A 16,780-nucleotide genomic window follows, 5' to 3' on the forward strand; every position below is an offset into this window, starting at 1 on the left:
AAATCAGCCGATCAATGCTTGACGCAAGGTTGCTCCGTTAATGATGCGTGTCAGTTTGTCCGCATACGCCGGATCGGTCGCATAGCCCGAGCGTTGCAACGCCCCGGCAAACTGAGCGCCATCCTGTTGCCCGATTACCGAGGAAAACCGTCCGTTGTTTCGCAGCAAATTGGCGTAATCGCGGAAGGATTCAGCATAAGAGCTGTACACCCTGAACTTCTCTCGAACCGTCTGTGCCACGCCATCGACATATTCGGTGGTCTGCACTTCGACGCTGGGCCCCTGCCATCCTCGCCCGGCCTTGACGCCAAACAGATTGAACGTCGAAGCGCCGTTCCCCTGGCGGATCTCGCCCTTTCCCCAGCCGCTTTCCAAGGCCGAGTGGGCAACGACGAACTGCGCCGGAACGCCGAGCGCATTGGCCGCACCAACGGCATAGGGCCAGATTCGGCTCACGAACTCACCGGCACTGGAATCCGCGCCAGCCGTCATCGGCGAGCCGCTCACGGCATCCGGCACGCTCCGCCAGCGACTCGCGCCTGTTCCGGCAACACGCAGCCCGGCAGAATTTGCCGCTTGCCGCTGCATCAGCAGACTTTTCTGGAAAACATCCGACGGCATTCCATCCAGTTCGGCAGGCGCTGCGGGCATTCCTGCGGTCAGATTGCGTCCCAATTGCTGCTCAATGAGACGGGCAAATCCAAGCTTGCCCTGCGCAGACAAGTTTTGCGCGAGCTGCTGATCGAGGATCGATGTGAAGAAGCGGGTCTGGTCGCTATCCATCATGCCGCTTTGTGGCGTCGCATCGCGCATGCTTTTCAGCACCATTTGCAGCATCATGCCTTCGAACTGCTGCGCGGCCTGCTTCAATCCTGCCTGCGGGTCGCCCTTGATCGAGGATCGCAGGTCTGCCATGTTCTTGGGATCAAGAACGAAACGATTCGGAGTGATGGTATCGAAGTGCATGACAGGCCAGAAGCAAAACCCGCGCCACCGTCAAACTTGCCGGAAACATCGGCGCCCCGGGCGGAGCCAGTCCAGACTCCGCCTGCGGCAAACGCATCAAATGATTTCCAGATCCGCCCGCAACGCCCCGGCCGCCTTCATCGCCTGCAAGATCGACAACAGGTCCTGCGGGTTGGCGCCGAGGGCGTTAATCGCCTTGACCACGTCGGACAAATTGGCCCCTGCCTTGACCGCCATCAACGATCCGCTGCCTTGCTTGATCTCGATATCGGATTGTGTCGTCGTGACGGTCTGGCCGCCGGCAAGTGCATTGGGTTGGCTCACCTGCTGCTCGGAGTTCACCACAACCGACAGTGAGCCATGCGCCACCGCACAGGCTTCGAGCGTCACCGTCTGATTCATGACTACCGAACCGGTTCTGGGATTGACGATCACCTTGGCCATCATCTTCATCGGCTTCACGTCGAGGTTTTCGATCCGCCCAAGGAAAGCCACACGCGCGCTCGGATCTTCGGGCGCCAGCACGCGAATGACCCGACCGTCCAGCGCCTGCGCCATCCCCGGCCCAATTTCACGATTGATCACATCGACCATGCGCTGCACCGTGCCGAAGTCTGTGTTGATCAACTCATAGTGAATATAGCCGCCCTCGCCTAGCATTGTCGGCACTTCACGTTCAACGGTCGCACCGCCAACGATGCGCCCGGCCAGCAAATGATTGACGACCGCCCGGCTACCGCCGGCGGCGGCACCGGCGCCGCCGACCATCAGGTTGCCCTGTGCCTGCCCATAGACCTGTCCATCGGCCCCTTTGAGCGGTGTCATTACCAAGGTGCCGCCGCGCAGACTCTTGGCGTTTCCCATGGATGAGACCGTCACATCGATCTGCTGCCCGATCCGCGCAAACGGCGGCAGATTCGCGGTCACCATCACCGCGGCGACGTTCTTCAACTGCAAGGATTGCGTCGTCGGTAGCGTCGTCCCCAACTGGGCCAGCATATTGATGATGCTTTGCGTCGTAAATGGCGTCTGGGTCGTCTGGTCGCCAGTGCCGTCCAGACCGACGACAAGGCCGTAGCCCACCAACTGGTTATTGCGCACCCCCTGCACGGACGCCAAATCCTTGATGCGCTCAGCCTGGACTGTTCCGCTGAAGAACGACAAGGCAACGCACATCAACAACATCGCTTTGCCCAGCAATTGACCGACACGGCTTTTCATCATCACACTCCGACGGGCGCGCTAGAAGGGAAGGACTGACAGGAAGAAGCGTGCCAGCCAACCCATCGCTTGGGCCTCGCTGATAACGCCGCTTTCCTTGTATTCGATCCGCGCATCGGCCACGTTCGCCGAACTGATCGAATTGGCGCTCGTGATGAAGTACGGATTCACGACACCGGACAGGCGAATATATTCGGTCCCATGACCGATCGACACCTGCTTCTCGCCGGACACCAACAAGTTGCCGTTCGCCAGCACTTCAATGACGGTGACAGTGATGTTCCCTGTGAATACATTATTGGCCGCCGCATCGCCCTTACCGGCGAGCGAGTTCGCGCTGCTCGCCGAGAGATCCATCCCCTGTAACGCCTTGAACGGCAAGCCAACCACCGTCGGAATCGACGCGGTGGTGCTGGTCGAGCGACTGGCATTGGTATTCGATTTGGTTGATGCCGACGTCGTTTCGCTGATCACGATCGTCAGCGTATCCCCGACATAGCGCGCTCGACGATCCTCGAACAGGGTCCGTGAGTTCCCCGCGTTATAGATGCTTCCGGTCGCTGCCAAATTCTCCGTCCGTGGCATCGGTCGCGCCGTCATCGGCTGATGCACATTGGTCGGCGGAACAGTCGTGCACGCGGCGAGCAGCGCCGTCAGAAGAACTGCCGTTGCGGCTTTAGTCATGACTATCTCCTACACCTCGGCCAGTTTCGCCAGCATGGCGTCCGAGGTCGAAATCACTTTCGAATTGAGTTCATACGCGCGTTGCGTCTGGATCATGCTGACCAGTTCCTCCGCCACGTTGACGTTCGACGTTTCCACATACCCCTGGTTGAGCGACCCCGAACCATTAGTCCCCGGCGTATTGGGCGTCGGCGTACCACTCGAGGCCGTCTCGAGGAAAAGATTTTCGCCGATGCTTTGCAAGCCGCCGACGTTGATGAAGGTCGCAACCTGCAAGGTACCGATCTGCGTGGTCGCCGACGAACTGGGCTGCGTGATCGTGACCACACCGTCCTTGCCAATCGTCACCGACAGCGCATTGCTCGGCACCGTAATGCTCGGCTGAACCGGATAGCCGCTCGACGTAACGATCTGCCCTTGGTTGTCTTTCTGGAACGAACCATCCCGCGTATAAGCAGTCGTCCCATCAGGCAGAAGCACCTGAAAGAACCCGGCGCCATCGATGGCCACGTCGAGATCGTTACTGGTTTGCTGCAGCGATCCCTGCGTATGGATGCGCGCCGTAGACACCGGCCGGGTTCCCGTACCCAGTTGCAAGCCATTCGGAATCTGCGTCGTCTGCGACGACTGTGCCCCCGGTTGCCTCAGGGTCTGATACAGCAGGTCCTCAAAAACCGGACGCGCCCGTTTGAAGCCGTTGGTACTGCTGTTCGCCAGGTTGTTGGCGATCACATCCAGACTGGTCTGTTGTGCGTCAAGCCCGGTCCGGGCGATCCAGAGGGAACGTATCATGTTCGGTTCTCTTAATTCATCGAAAGAATCTGACTGGCCTTGTTGGCATTACTGTCAGCGGACTGCAACATCTTGATCTGCATTTCGAACTGTCGTGCGAGGCTAATCATGCCGATCATCGAATCCACCGGATTGACGTTACTACCCTCCAGTGTTTCCGGTGCAACCTTGACTGCTTCGTCGGTCGTCGCCGGAACGCCATTCTTGGTACGAAAGAGGCCGTCATCGCCCCGCACCAATTGGTCCTCCGGCGGATTGACCAACTTGATACGGCCAACGGCATTCACATTATTCGGCACACCGAATAGCGGAACCGCCGACACGGTGCCATTTGCCGCAATCGTGATCCGGTTGTCCGGCGGCAGGGCGATCGGCCCGCCGTCGCCGAGTACGTTCAGGCCGCTCGCGGTTTGTAATTGCCCGTTGGCATTCACTTGCAGATTACCCGCCCGCGTGTAGGCTTCACGCCCGTCACGCCCCTCGACCGCGATCCATCCCGCCCCCTGGACAGCGACATCAAGCGGCCGTCCGGTTGCCATCAACGGCCCCTGGTCGAAGGTATCCGCCACCGACGCATCGACGACGAAAGCACGCGTCGATGCGCCCTCACCCTGCACCGGCACCGCGCGGAACTTATGTTCCATGGCCCGATAGCCGACCGTCGAGGCGTTGGCCAGGTTCTGGGCGACACCGGCCTGTTGCAGGAAGGCCTGCTTGGCGCCGCTCATAGCCGTATATATCAGTCGATCCATCGTTTTTTCCTTAGTGCATCAGGCTTGCATCAGCCGTCTTAGCGCAGATTCACTAGCGTCTGCATGATCTGATCCTGCGTCTTGATCGACTGGGCATTGGCTTGGTAGTTACGCTGCAGCGTGATCATATTGACGAGTTCCTGCGTCAAATCGACGTTCGACTCTTCCACAGCAGAAGACTGCAACAAACCGCGCGTTCCTGCGCCCGGCACGCTGTCAAGCCCTTGCCCGGAAGCAGGCGTGGACGTGTAGAGGTTATTGCCGATACTGCTCAGGCCGTTGGGATTAGCGAATGTCGAGAGTACGACTTGCGCCAGGGTCTTGGTCTGCCCGTTGCTGTAGTTACCCTGAATCGTCCCGTCATCGGACACCGTCAGGCTCGACAATTGTCCCTGGGCATATCCGCCTTGCGTCATCGCATTGACGGTACTTTCGCCGCTGTAGCTTGTCGACCCGCTAAAATCAACGTTCCAGTTGGGCAAACCAGACCCCAGAGGCGTCGTCGCACCGGTTGTGATATCCCAGGTCGACGGCAGCGCAAGCACACCGGTTGTCGTCGAGGCCCCACCCGAATCGGTCACGCTGGACAGCAGGCCGCTGGAATCGAAATCGAGGGTCCCCATGGTAGTGTCCGTCGCCGAATCACCATCCAGCGTCGCGTGCACCGTCCAACTCGTCAGCCCAGTGGTCGTATCGGTGTCGCCCTTGATGAAGTAATACCGAATCGCATGCTCGACGCCGAGCGTGTCATACGTAGTCATCGACGTCGAGTAGGTGTAAGACAAAGGATTCGTCGAATCGAATGTCGTCACGGTCGGCGTCGACTTGCTGGAGTTGAGATTCAGCTTCAGCGTCGCGTCGCCCCCCGTCGCATTCCCCGTTGCAAGCGGCGAGATATTCCCCGTGTCGATCTGAATCGCCGCTGGTTCGGAGGCGACGATTTCACCGGTGGCAGTAGCGATATAGCCTTCCAGCTTATAGCCATTGTCGTTAATGACATAACCCTTGCTATCGGTATGGAATTGTCCATTGCGGGTGTAGGAAACAGAGGTTCCGTTCGTGACCTTGAAGAACCCACCACCGTTGATCGCGAGGTCGAGCGTATTGCTCGTCGTCGTGATATTGCCCTGCGTAAACTGTTGCACAACTGTATTAAGCGCCGTCCCGATACCGATCTGCGAAGCGCCGCTGCCGGTCAGTGAAGCCGCATAGAGATCGCCAAAATGCGCCGAGGCCGATTTGAAGCCAACCGTGCTGCTGTTCGCAACGTTGTTGCCAACGACATCCAGCGCCTTCGACGAAGCATTGAGTCCGCTCAATCCTGCTTGAAATGACATTTCCGACTCCCGATCTCAATAAACTTGATACACATCGTCGAAGCTGACGGTGCCCTTCGACCCGAGGTCGAGAACAAAATTTCCGCTCGAAGCACGGGTCAGCGCCGATACCGTTCCCAAATCGAGCGCCGTCGCGGTCACGCTTTCGGTCCCTTTGGTCGCCGTCACTTTGAAGGTGTAAGACCCGGTCGAGGCCGTCGTCCCGGAACTCGTCGTGCCGTCCCAGTTGAACAGCATGCTTCCGGCATCGGCCTTGCCAAGCGACTGCGTCTGAACCAAATTGCCCGAGGAGTCGTAAATTTTGACGGTAACCGCATCGGCGGCACTCGCCAAATTGACGCCACCATATGCGCTTGTAGTGGTCGTTCCACTCGAATTCGTGGACGTTGAGAGCGTCAGACTGGAACCGGGCACCAACACGGTTTTGCCGATCAAGGCCGAAGCCTGAACCGCTTGCGTATCGGCAAGACTCGACACGAGAGAGTTGAGCGTCGTGTTCAGTTGCTCGACGCCTTGAACCGTACTCATCTGAGACAACTGACTCGTGATCTGCGTGTTATCCAACGGATTGAGAGGATCCTGATTCTGAAGCTGGGCAACCAGCAAGGTCATGAAGCGGTTCTGGATATCGGCTGCCGTCGTCGTACTGTTCGACGACGACGTTGAAGTCGTGCTACTCGTTGATGTTACGCCACTCGTTGTAGTCATTCAGATCTCCTGGTATCCCGTTTCTCACTGACCCAGCGTCAGGGTCTTGAGCAATAGTTGCTTTGCCGTATTCATCACTTCGGCATTGGTCTGATAGGAACGTGACGCCGAAAGCATATTCACCATCTCGTCCACAACACTGACGTTGGGCATCGTCACATAACCGCTTTCATTTGCAGCCGGGTTACGGGGGTCGTACACCATCCGTCCCGGACTCGCATCTTCGACAACCTGGCGCACACGCACGCCCTGGGCTCCGCCGTCGGCAACCTTCGCCGTCTCAAAAACGACCTGTTTCGCGCGGTACGGCTTCCCATCCGGGCCGACAACGCTATCGGCATTGGCCAGATTGCTGGCGACAGCATTGAGGCGCAAGCTCTGCGCGGTCAGCGCGCTACTAGCAACATGAAATACGTTGAAAACACTCATGGCATTAGCTCTGCAGTGCTGCTGTCAGCATCTTGATCTGATGAGAGAGGAAAGTGATGCCGGCCTCATAACGAACGGCGTTTTCGGAGAACTCACCGCGTTCAATGTCCATATCGACGGTATTTCCGTCCGCGCTCGGTTGTAGCGACGAACGATATTGCAAGGACACCAACCCCTGGTCGCCACTTCCGGACAGATGCATCGGCGATGTTTTTTCCATAGCCAGATCGGATTGTCCTTGCCCGGCCATCGCGCCCTTCAGCGCCGAAGCAAAATCGAAGTCGCGCGACTTGTAATTCGGCGTATCGGCATTGGCGATATTGCTCGCCAGCACCTGCTGCCGATACGCCCGCAGGTTCAGTGCTCTTTCCTGAAAAGCAAACGCCTGATCGATTCTGCTCACCACACCATCCCTCTACTGGAAAAACATTCACAGGCCAACAACAAGCAAGCTACATGCCACCAGCAAACAATCGCTCAGACAGACCAAAACATCGGCATCTCCGGCCACGTTATCCCGGCGCAACGGCAAATCTTGCCGGGTTATCCGGAGGTGTTCGCCGCTCTGATTTCCCCCTTGAACGACTCTCAGGCACAATAGGAGAATGATTAAGCGACTTCTTCAACTGGCGGCAGGCATAGCCTTGCTGGTAAGCGTCTTATGGTCGACGGCGAGCGCCCAGACATCGCCACTGGCCGCCACATTGGAGGATTTCGTCAGCACCCAAACGCGAGGCCTGCCAGGCAAGGTAAGTTTTTCGATCTCCCCGATTGATCCCCGCGCCCAGCTCGCTCCGTGTCAACTTTTCGAGCCGTTTTTACCCCCGGGTGCCAAACTGTGGGGAAAGTCCATGATTGGGGTGCGCTGCCTGGGCCCGGCCAACTGGACGGTTTATGTTCAAGTCAACATCAGTGTCACCGGCAATTTCTTGGCATCAACCCGCACCTTGCCCAGCGGGACGATGCTGACCTCCGACGACATCGCCGTTCGCAGCGGTGATTTGACAACGTTCCCAAACAGTATTCTGACCGATCCAACGCAAGCAATCGGCAAGCGACTCCGTGCCGGCATCATGAGCGGAGCCCCTCTACGCAGCGATTTGCTTGTTGCCAGCTGGGCCATCCTCCAGGGACAAACAGTACGCACCGTCGCAAACGGCAGTGGATTCAGCGTCAGCAGCGAAGGCAAGGCCATCAGCAACGCACTCGACGGCCAGGTCGTACAGGTCAGAACGAGTTCCGGGCAGATTGTCAGCGGCATCGCCAAGCCAAATGGCATTGTTGATGTTTCACATTAGCAAAATAGTGCTAAAGTTCTGCCTGTAATTTCCGTTAGCGCACTTATGCAGAAGACTGCCTGAGGCTTTGTCATGAAGATCGATAGTTTGACCACTCCTGTCGGAACAACGCTGATCAAAGGCAGCCGTAGTACCTCATCCAGCAAAACGGAGTCCTCCTCCAGCGATGAAGTACAACTCAGCGCGCTCGGCACCCAGCTTAGCGGGTCAGACAGCGACTATCCATTTGATGCAGCGCGTGTCGCCGAAATCAAGCAGGCTATCGCCAACGGACAATTCACCATCAACGCCAGCGCCATCAGCGACCGACTGATCGCGTCAGCACAAGAATTTCTCGCCATCAATCGGTAAGTCGTAGCTTGCATAAACTGAGCTCGACCCTCATTTCCCAACTCCGCGATAGCCTTCAATCGGAACGGGATCAGTTTGCCGCTTTCGTCAATGTGCTTGAGCAGGAGCAGGACATTCTCAAGCGTGGCGATACTGAAGCATTACCCAAGAACGTCGACATCAAGGATCAACTGGCTGAGCGCTTGGGCGCTCTGGCCATGCAACGCAACGCACTGCTACAGCAATTGGGATTCCCGGCCGATAGACCCGGTATCGAAGCGTTTTGCGCCAATCTACCTGCAGAGAAATACTTCGCTACCCTCTGGGCAGAAATTATTGCCCTCGCGACCCGCGCCAAGGAAATCAACCGGGTGAGCGGAGCGCTGGTTGATTTGCGCATGCATTTCAACAGCCAGGTGCTGGGCGCATTGCAGGGCAACCCGTCGAGTTCCTCGGTATACGGTCCGGACGGACAGACACGCCCTCATAACCTCGGACGCTTGAACGACAGCGCCTGATTTAAGCCCTGGGACGTGCCGAGTGCAACGCGAGAGCATCTCCCTGCAAAGATCAGCCTCTAGCGTTTTTCGCTCGCGTCGAGATCGAGTTCTTTACCTTTTTCCGGCGCTGCCGAGTCAATCAGGATGTTGACCCGACGGTTACGCGCACGTCCTTCGATCGTCGCGTTCGTTTCCACCGGCCGCGTATCGGCATACCCGATCGCCGTCAGCCGTTCGGCCGACACACCAGCATCGGAAAACAAGCGGAGGACCGTGGTCGCACGCACCGCAGACAACTCCCAATTGGAGGGAAATTGCGACGTCTTGATCGGGACATTATCGGTATGCCCCTCGATGGTGACCGGAAAATCGGTCGTCGCGATCACATCGGCCACTGCCCGCATTGCCTTGACCAGGGGCGGCTGTAGCACTGACTGACCGGGCGAGAACAGCACGCTATCATTGATTTCGATCGTCACTCCGCGGCTGGTTTCGATCACCCGTACCTTTCCCTGCTCAATGAGCGGCGCCATCACTTCCATGATGTCCTTCGCCATCCCGCGCATTTTTTCGCGTTGTTTTTGCTTGGCCGCTTCCTGCGCGCGCGTCGCCGCTGTCGCCGTCGCATTCTTTGGCACGACAGGCAATGGCGGAGGGGCTACCTGCGTCATCGTCGACGCCGTATTGACTGGAACGTTGCGAAACGCGTGCACGAGCGACTCGCTCAACACCCGATACTTTCCCTCGTTGACCGTCGACAAGGCGTACATGACAACGAAGAAGGCAAACAACAGCGTAATGAAGTCAGCATAAGAGACCAGCCACCGCTCGTGGTTGTCCCCTGGCTCCTCTCGGCGCTTGCGGGCCATGCCTAGAAGATGTAACCCTGTAACCGGCTCTCGATAATCCGCGGATTATCGCCGCAGGCTATACCCAATAATCCGTCGACGACCATCTCACGCTGCGCCACCAGCCGACTGATATGCGCCTTGAGCTTGTTGGCCATCGGCAGAAAGACCAGATTGGCCAATCCGACCCCGTAGATGGTCGCGACAAACGCAACTGCGATCCCGGCGCCGAGTTTCGCGGGCTCCGACAGATTCTCCATGACATGAATCAGCCCAAGCACGGCCCCCATGATCCCAATGGTCGGTGAATAGCCTCCGGCGGCTTCCCAGATCCTGGCAGACGACTTCATCTGCTCTTCGAAGGTGTTGATCTCTACCTCCAGCACCTCGCGCAAGCGCTCCGGCTCGGCGCCGTCTACCAGCAATTGCAGGCCCTTGCGCATAAAGGGATCGTCAAGCTGGCTCATGATACCTTCGAGTGCCAACAATCCTTCCCGGCGCGCCACCTGACTCCAGCCCGTCACCTGCCCAATGAGTTGTGCATGGTCGATGACCGGCGGGAACCAGACCCAGCGAACCATGCGAATACCGCGGATGAATACGGCATACGGGCTTTGCAGCATGACTGCACCCATCGTACCGCCAAGGACGATAAGAAGAGCCGTCGGCTGCGCCAGCGACGCGACACTGCCACCTTCGAGGAGTTGACCGCCAACGATAGCAGCAACTCCCAGCAGCAATCCCAATACGCTGATCTTATCCATTGCGTTTCTTCTTGCTCTTGATGACCCGGGTTTCGCCGAGAATCCTGACGCGCAAGCGCGCGACAGCCTGGCTGTGCAGTTGGCAGACGCGCGACTCCGTCACCCCCATGACCTCACCGATTTCGCGCAGGTTGAGATCTTGTTCATAGTAGAGCGCCATCATCAGGCGCTCCCGTTCCGGCAACATTTCGATACCCTCGACCAACAGCCGATGCAAGCCTTCCTCTTCGAGCAATCTTGAGGGTTCGCGGGAAGGGTCGGCAAGATGACGTTCAAGATAGTCATCGTCGCCATCTTCAACGAGATCCTCAAACGATACCAGTTGATGCCCACGGGCATCCTGCAACATTTTTTGATATTCGGCGAGCGACATACCGAGCGCGGCTGCCAGCTCATTTTCACTCGGCGGACGCCCGTTCTCCTGCTCAAGCTTGGCAATCGCCGACTCTATTCGACGAAAATCGCGCCGCAGATTACGCGGCAGCCAATCGTTGTCGCGCAATCCATCGAGCATGGCACCACGAATGCGTTGAGTGGCATAGGTCTCGAACTGAGCTCCCATCCCCGATTCAAATCGCCCGATCGCGTCGAGCAGCCCCATCATGCCGTTTTGGATCAGGTCGTCCACCTGGATGCTGGCCGGCAGACGCGCCATCAGGTGATAGGCGATACGCTTCACCAGCGGAGCAAAGCGCTGCACCAGCTGATCCCTGTCGATTTGACCGGCAGCGTTATACATAGAAAAAGGGTATCACGCGTAGATGGGTTGCGGATCGATGTGCTGGCTCAAGTGTAGCAGTTGTTGAACAAAATATTCGAGCCCGCCCGCGTTTTCATCCGGCAATGGCCAGCGCTGCAATTCAGTCGCCAAGGTCTGGCATGCCCGCCCCGAGGGCGACCCTGGTAAGACAACGGCAATAGCTTGCCTCAGACGCGCCGCCTGGCGCATGGCATCATCCGCTGGCACATAGCCTGCCAAGGACAAGCGCGCCACGCCGCGTCCATGGCTAAGCCGCGCCATATTTCTGTGAATCGCGACCGCTTCTTCCGCGCTCCTCGCCTTGTTGACCAACAAACGAAAACTGCGATGCGCGTATCCCAAACTCACCTTCTTGATCAGGGCATATGCGTCTGTAATATCCTCCCCGCTCGGCGAGATGACAACGACTGTGTCATGCGCCGCCAAACCAAAAGGAGAAAACCCGAGCGGATGATCCGGCGATGCGTCAACCAGGATGACATCGGCCGGCTGATCCATCCCGGTCAGGCTATGGATGAGCGTATCCTGCTGCCGGGCATCGAGGTGCCCAAGCTGCTTGACCGCCTTGGCTGCCGGCAACACCCGCACGCCAGGCGTCACGCCAAGCAAGGCCTCGTCCAGACCGATCTCTTCGTCGAGCACCTGAAGCAGATCGTGCCGCGAACGCATGCCGAAAAAGGCTGCCACGTTATGTTGCGTATTCTCATCGACAATCAACACCCGACGCCCTTGCGACGCCAAAGCGGCCCCGAGGTTCGCCACGAGCGCCGTTTTTCCGACGCCGCCCCGTCCCGAGGTAAACGCCACAACGCGCGTCTGTTCTCGTCCAAACAGACGCCGCAAGCCGTCAGCCTGATCGCCTCGATAGTCAGCCACGACGTCCGCCTGCCGCCTTAAGTGTCATTCCCGTCGCCGACATCACAAGCCCGGGTTCGACCCCGTCCAGGCGATGCGGCGAAGCTTCCGGAACGTCCTTGAAGGCCCGATGCAGGAGATAGGTTCGATTCGGCAGGTGCAGATCTTCGGGCACGCGCTGCCCATTCGACACGTAATGCAGCGTCAGCTTGTTTCGAATGACCGTATCAAGCGACGCCGCCAAACCGGCCGCCTCGTCGATCTTGCTGAGAATGCACCCGGCCAGGTCAGGACCGCCGTAAGCACGCACGACGTCGTCAAGGGTATCGCCCCGACCCGTCGCCGCAAGCAGCAGCAATCGTTTGACATTGTTGGCGCCAAACATCGCCACCTGTTCGCCGACCATGCTATCGCGCTGACTCATTCCCATGGTATCGATCAGCACCATATGCTTGTGCTGCAAATCGACCAGCGTCTGCTTGAGTTCTTGCGCATCCTTGACGAGATACACCGACACGCCAAGAATCCGACCGTAGATTCTGAGTTGTTCGTAAGCGCCGATCCGATAGCCGTCAGTGGTTATCAACGCCACTTTTCCAGCGCCGTGCCTCAGAACACAACGCGCCGCCAGCTTGGCGGTCGTCGTCGTCTTGCCGACCCCGGTCGGCCCCACCAGCGCGTATATGCCGCCGCGATCGACGATATCCGCTTCGGCCGGCAGGGTAACGAGCGCCCGGTCAGCCGCCTGCTTGACCCAGGCGATCGCTTTGGCCACGCTCAAATCACCAGGAAGTGCATTCAACAATTCGCGCGCCAGGCTCGGCGAAAATCCGGCATCGAGCATTTGGCGCAGGACTTCGGTCTTGACCGGCTCACTGCGCGCGCTTTCCCCCCAGGCCGCGCCTGCGAGATGCTGTTCGACGATGCGGCGCAAGGAACGGATTTCTTCCATCATGTCGGCGGTAATCACTTCCGCCGGTTCGTGATTCATGGCCGGACGGGAGGGACGTTCGATCTGCGGCGCCGGACGCGGCGACAGGGGCGGTGGCGCCACCTCGACACGCCGCTGGACCGGAGCCGGAGTCGGCGCGGCAAGCCGCTCGGCGCTCAGATGCACCGTGTAGTCGTCATCCAGACGCGACTCGACGACCGGCGGCGGCAGGATGGTATCCATCTCTCCGGCGGCCACAGCCATGATCTCCACCCCACCGGGAATCGCCCGGTTCGACAGGATGATCGCATCGGGGCCAAGCATCTCCTTGACCTTACGCAACGCGTCACGCGCTGTCGCCGCGATAAATTTCCTGACATTCATGCCTTGCCTCCAATAATCGAGGTCACTTTAATAATCTTGTTTTCAGGCACTTCTGCATGAGCCAGTACCTTGAGTTGAGTTATGCCGCGGCGCAGGAAGCGCGAGAGCAGCGTACGAAGATTGCCCGGCACCAACAGCACCGGTTGCAAACCAAGTTCTTCCTGCCGTTGCGCCGCCACCGCGGTTTCGCGAATCAGCGTATCGGCAAGCCCCGGTTCGATACTGGCGTTGTCGCCGCCACCGGAGATGGCCTGCATCAGCACGCGCTCCAGTTGGGGATCGAGCGACATCACCTGCATTTCCTGCCCGGTCGGATAGAGCTGCTGAACAATCGACCGTCCCAATGCGATGCGCACCTGCGCCGTCAGCACTTCGGCATCCTGGACACGCGGCGCGATCTCCGCCAGCGTCTCGATGATGGTGCGCATGTCGCGAATGTGTATTCCTTCGTCGAGCAGGTTTTGCAAAACTTTCTGCACGACGCCGAGCGGGAGAATCTTGGGAACGAGTTCCTCGATGACCTTGGGGATTTCCTTCGACAGATGGTCGAGTAGCGCCTGCGCCTCCTGGCGTCCGAGCAACTCGGCCGCGTGTCCGAGGATCAGGTGATTGAGGTGCGTCGCCACCACGGTGCTGGCATCGACAACGGTGTAACCGTAAGCCTGAGCCTGATCGCGCAGGCCGATTTCGATCCAGACCGCCGGCAAGCCAAAGGCGGGATCTTTCGTCGCAGTACCGCGCACCGTCCCGGAGACACGGCCCGGATTGATGGCCAACAGATTTCCGGGGAAAGCTTCCCCTTGTCCGATTTCGACACCCTTCAGCAGAATCCGGTAGGCATTGGGCTTCAATTCGAGGTTGTCGCGAATATGGACCGAGGCCACCAAGAAACCGACTTCCTGTGCAAATTTCTTACGGATCCCGCGAATCCGTCGCAGCAACTCGCCATCCTGCGACTTGTCGACCAGCGGAATCAAGCGATACCCGACTTCCAGGCCCAGAACATCGAGCGGCGTCACATCGGCCCAACTGGCTTCCAGCGATTCCGCCGCGACGGTCGGCGCCACCACCACCGGCACGGGCTTGGCCATTTTCTGCCGGCGATCCATTTCCCAGGCAATCGCACCGAGACAACTGGCCAGCAGCAGGAAGACCAGATTGGGCATTCCCGGAATCAGGCCGAGAAGGCCGAGAATCGCGGCAGTGAGACCAATCAGGCGCGGATTATTGAACAACTGCGACAGGAACTGCTGCGAAAGATCCTGTGTATCACCGACCCGCGTCACCACCATACCGGCGGAAATCGAAATAATCAGAGCAGGAATCTGCGCGACCAGTCCGTCGCCAATCGTGAGCAAGGTGTAGGCCTTGGCGGCCGCGCCGACGTCCATTCCGTGCTGCAAGACGCCGACGAACAAACCGCCGATGACGTTGATGAACATGATCAAAATGCCGGCGACCGCATCACCGCGCACGAACTTCGACGCACCGTCCATCGACCCGAAGAAATCCGCCTCTTCGGAAATGTTGGCACGCCGACGCCGCGCTTCGTCTTCGCCGATCAGCCCGGCGTTGAGATCGGCGTCGATAGCCATTTGCTTGCCGGGCATGCCGTCCAAGGTAAAGCGAGCGGCCACTTCCGCGACGCGGCCGGCGCCTTTTGTAATCACGACAAAATTGATGATCACCAGAATCGTGAAAACGACGATACCGACGGCGTAATTGCCGCCAACCAGGAAATGTCCGAACGCATCAATCACCTGCCCGGCTGCGCCCGGCCCGGTATGGCCTTCGAGCAGCACGACGCGCGTCGAGGCGACATTCAGCGAAAGGCGCAGCAACGTGGTCACCAACAGCACGGTCGGGAACACCGAAAAATCGAGCGGCTTCATCACGTTGATCGCCACCAACATGACGATGACCGAGATGGCGATGTTGAACGTAAAGAACAGATCCAGCATGAACGGCGGCAACGGCAACACCATCATCGACAGGATCAGGAGGATCAACACGGGGCCGGCCAGTTGTTGAATGCCAACGCGCCCAAACAAGCGCTGAAGCGACATGGTCGCGTTAGCCATAGCTCACCTCCGCTGGGACCAGCTCAGCCGGAACCGCGATTTCCCTCGGCGGGCTCGGGAAGCGACCGCCGACTTTTCGCCAATTGGCCAACTGATACACGTACGCCAGGACTTCGGCCACCGCCGCATACAAGCCCGACGGAATCTCCTGATCCAAATCGGCATGGCGATAGAGGGCCCGCGCCAGTGGTGGTGCTTCCAGCATCGGCACGCCATTGGCCGCGCCGATTTCACGTATTTTCAGCGCTATGGCGCCACGACCTTTGGCCAGCACCTTGGGCGCCTTCATTCCGTTCTTGTAGGCCAGAGCCACGGCGAAGTGGGTCGGGTTGGTCACAATCACATCCGCCTTCGGCACCGCGCCCATCATCCGTTTGCGCGCCGCATCGCGCTGCAATTGGCGAATCCGTCCGCGCACCTCCGGATTACCTTCCATTTCCTTGTGCTCTTGCTTGACTTCTTCGCGGGTCATTTTCAGATTGTCGTAGTACTGCCACAACTGGAAGGGAACATCGATGGCCACGATCAGCAGCATCGACGCGACAATCATCAGAAAACTGAAATTGATCAGTTGCCCGGCACTCAGCAAGCCCACTTCGATCGACTGGCCAAACAGGGCGAAGATGTCAGCGCGCTCGCTCCACATCACCCAAGCGGCGACACCACCGACCAGCATTGCCTTGGCAACGGCTTTCACAAGTTCCGCAAGCCCGCTCCAGGAGATGATGCGGGACAAACCATTCATCGGATTCAGCCGCCCGAAATCCGGTTCAATCGCCTTGAGCGTGAAATTCCAGCTGCCCAGCAAGAAAGGCGACAGCAATGCCGCAACGACCAGGGCAATGAAGAGCGGCGCGAAGGACATCAGGGCATCGCCCGAGAGCACGGTGAGCCGCGCCATCATGAACTGCGAATCGCTCAACGACTGGGCGTCAAGCGTCAGGCCGCGTCGAACGAGCGCCGCGGTACGTTGCATCATCCAAGGTCCGATGAACCAGAAGGCCCCCGCCGAAACCATCAAAATCATAAAGGCACCGATCTCCCGAGAACGGGGAACTTGCCCCTCCTCGCGTGCCTGCTCAATGCGACGACTTGATGCAGGTTCTGTTTTTTCGAGATCGCTTTCTTCTGCCATTGGCG

The 16,780-nt window shown here is 58.6% G+C and carries 19 protein-coding genes; 3 read left to right on the forward strand and 16 right to left on the reverse strand.

The genetic code is table 11. The features are described from left to right. Window positions 1-3 precede the first annotated feature (3 nt). From flgJ to flgB, 9 genes are all read right to left on the reverse strand, one after another. Entirely contained in the window at window positions 4-966 is a 963-nt protein-coding gene (gene flgJ / locus BLR25_RS13940) for a flagellar assembly peptidoglycan hydrolase FlgJ (RefSeq protein ID WP_091938501.1), read from the reverse strand. Window positions 967-1,062: 96 nt separating this feature from the next. Beyond that, the gene (locus BLR25_RS13945) at window positions 1,063-2,151 is read right to left on the reverse strand and encodes a flagellar basal body P-ring protein FlgI (protein ID WP_091938554.1); all 1,089 of its coding nucleotides are present in this window, start codon (window positions 2,149-2,151) and stop codon (window positions 1,063-1,065) included. A 57-nt stretch (window positions 2,152-2,208) separates the two neighbouring features. Beyond that, on the reverse strand, window positions 2,209-2,871 hold the full coding sequence (locus BLR25_RS13950; protein WP_091938502.1) for a flagellar basal body L-ring protein FlgH: 663 nt from the start codon (window positions 2,869-2,871) through the stop codon (window positions 2,209-2,211). Window positions 2,872-2,880: 9 nt separating this feature from the next. Further along, window positions 2,881-3,663, reverse strand: coding sequence for a flagellar basal-body rod protein FlgG (gene flgG / locus BLR25_RS13955; protein ID WP_091938503.1), 783 nt, complete (start codon window positions 3,661-3,663; stop codon window positions 2,881-2,883). 11 nt (window positions 3,664-3,674) lie between these two features. Next, on the reverse strand, window positions 3,675-4,415 hold the full coding sequence (gene flgF / locus BLR25_RS13960; protein WP_091938504.1) for a flagellar basal-body rod protein FlgF: 741 nt from the start codon (window positions 4,413-4,415) through the stop codon (window positions 3,675-3,677). Window positions 4,416-4,453: 38 nt separating this feature from the next. Then, window positions 4,454-5,752, reverse strand: a complete 1,299-nt coding sequence (gene flgE / locus BLR25_RS13965) for a flagellar hook protein FlgE (RefSeq protein WP_091938505.1) — start codon at window positions 5,750-5,752, stop codon at window positions 4,454-4,456. 15 nt (window positions 5,753-5,767) lie between these two features. After that, entirely contained in the window at window positions 5,768-6,460 is a 693-nt protein-coding gene (locus BLR25_RS13970) for a flagellar hook assembly protein FlgD (RefSeq protein WP_091938506.1), read from the reverse strand. Window positions 6,461-6,484: 24 nt separating this feature from the next. Continuing rightward, window positions 6,485-6,889 carry a flagellar basal body rod protein FlgC gene (gene flgC, locus BLR25_RS13975; RefSeq protein WP_091938507.1) on the reverse strand — a complete coding sequence of 135 codons (405 nt, stop codon included), beginning with the start codon at window positions 6,887-6,889 and terminating at the stop codon, window positions 6,485-6,487. Window positions 6,890-6,893: 4 nt separating this feature from the next. Then, window positions 6,894-7,292, reverse strand: a complete 399-nt coding sequence (gene flgB, locus BLR25_RS13980) for a flagellar basal body rod protein FlgB (protein ID WP_342718602.1) — start codon at window positions 7,290-7,292, stop codon at window positions 6,894-6,896. Window positions 7,293-7,494: 202 nt separating this feature from the next. Between flgB and flgA the strand changes: the two genes are divergently transcribed. The 3 genes from flgA to BLR25_RS13995 all read left to right on the forward strand — a co-directional run bounded on the left by flgA (window position 7,495) and on the right by BLR25_RS13995 (window position 9,035). Further along, entirely contained in the window at window positions 7,495-8,187 is a 693-nt protein-coding gene (gene flgA / locus BLR25_RS13985; RefSeq protein WP_091938509.1) for a flagellar basal body P-ring formation chaperone FlgA, read from the forward strand. A gap of 72 nt (window positions 8,188-8,259) precedes the next feature. Beyond that, window positions 8,260-8,538, forward strand: a complete 279-nt coding sequence (gene flgM, locus BLR25_RS13990) for a flagellar biosynthesis anti-sigma factor FlgM (protein ID WP_091938510.1) — start codon at window positions 8,260-8,262, stop codon at window positions 8,536-8,538. An 8-nt stretch (window positions 8,539-8,546) separates the two neighbouring features. Continuing rightward, window positions 8,547-9,035: a flagella synthesis protein FlgN gene (locus BLR25_RS13995; RefSeq protein WP_176785900.1), complete on the forward strand. Its 489-nt coding sequence runs from the start codon at window positions 8,547-8,549 to the stop codon at window positions 9,033-9,035. Window positions 9,036-9,094: 59 nt separating this feature from the next. Here the strand turns inward: BLR25_RS13995 and motD are convergent, their stop codons facing one another. Genes motD through flhB form a run of 7 tightly spaced genes read right to left on the reverse strand, consistent with a single transcriptional unit; the run spans window position 9,095 to window position 16,775 of the window. Continuing rightward, a complete protein-coding gene (gene motD, locus BLR25_RS14000; protein WP_091938512.1) occupies window positions 9,095-9,886 on the reverse strand; it encodes a flagellar motor protein MotD in 792 nt (263 codons plus the stop codon). A gap of 2 nt (window positions 9,887-9,888) precedes the next feature. Next, on the reverse strand, window positions 9,889-10,629 hold the full coding sequence (locus BLR25_RS14005) for a flagellar motor protein (RefSeq protein ID WP_091938513.1): 741 nt from the start codon (window positions 10,627-10,629) through the stop codon (window positions 9,889-9,891). Beyond that, the gene (locus BLR25_RS14010; RefSeq protein WP_091938514.1) at window positions 10,622-11,368 is read right to left on the reverse strand and encodes an RNA polymerase sigma factor FliA; all 747 of its coding nucleotides are present in this window, start codon (window positions 11,366-11,368) and stop codon (window positions 10,622-10,624) included. The genes BLR25_RS14005 and BLR25_RS14010 overlap by 8 nt, the downstream gene beginning before the upstream one ends. A gap of 12 nt (window positions 11,369-11,380) precedes the next feature. Further along, window positions 11,381-12,265, reverse strand: coding sequence for a MinD/ParA family ATP-binding protein (locus tag BLR25_RS14015; protein ID WP_091938515.1), 885 nt, complete (start codon window positions 12,263-12,265; stop codon window positions 11,381-11,383). After that, a complete protein-coding gene (gene flhF, locus BLR25_RS14020; RefSeq protein WP_091938516.1) occupies window positions 12,258-13,559 on the reverse strand; it encodes a flagellar biosynthesis GTPase FlhF in 1,302 nt (433 codons plus the stop codon). Before flhF ends, BLR25_RS14015 begins: the two co-directional genes overlap by 8 nt. Beyond that, window positions 13,556-15,640, reverse strand: coding sequence for a flagellar biosynthesis protein FlhA (flhA, locus tag BLR25_RS14025; protein WP_091938517.1), 2,085 nt, complete (start codon window positions 15,638-15,640; stop codon window positions 13,556-13,558). Before flhA ends, flhF begins: the two co-directional genes overlap by 4 nt. Further along, complete coding sequence (flhB, locus tag BLR25_RS14030; RefSeq protein ID WP_091938518.1) at window positions 15,633-16,775, reverse strand: flagellar biosynthesis protein FlhB; 1,143 nt, start codon at window positions 16,773-16,775, stop codon at window positions 15,633-15,635. The genes flhA and flhB overlap by 8 nt, the downstream gene beginning before the upstream one ends. Window positions 16,776-16,780 lie beyond the last annotated feature (5 nt).

This window comes from Propionivibrio dicarboxylicus, from assembly GCF_900099695.1.
Lineage (GTDB): Bacteria > Pseudomonadota > Gammaproteobacteria > Burkholderiales > Rhodocyclaceae > Propionivibrio > Propionivibrio dicarboxylicus.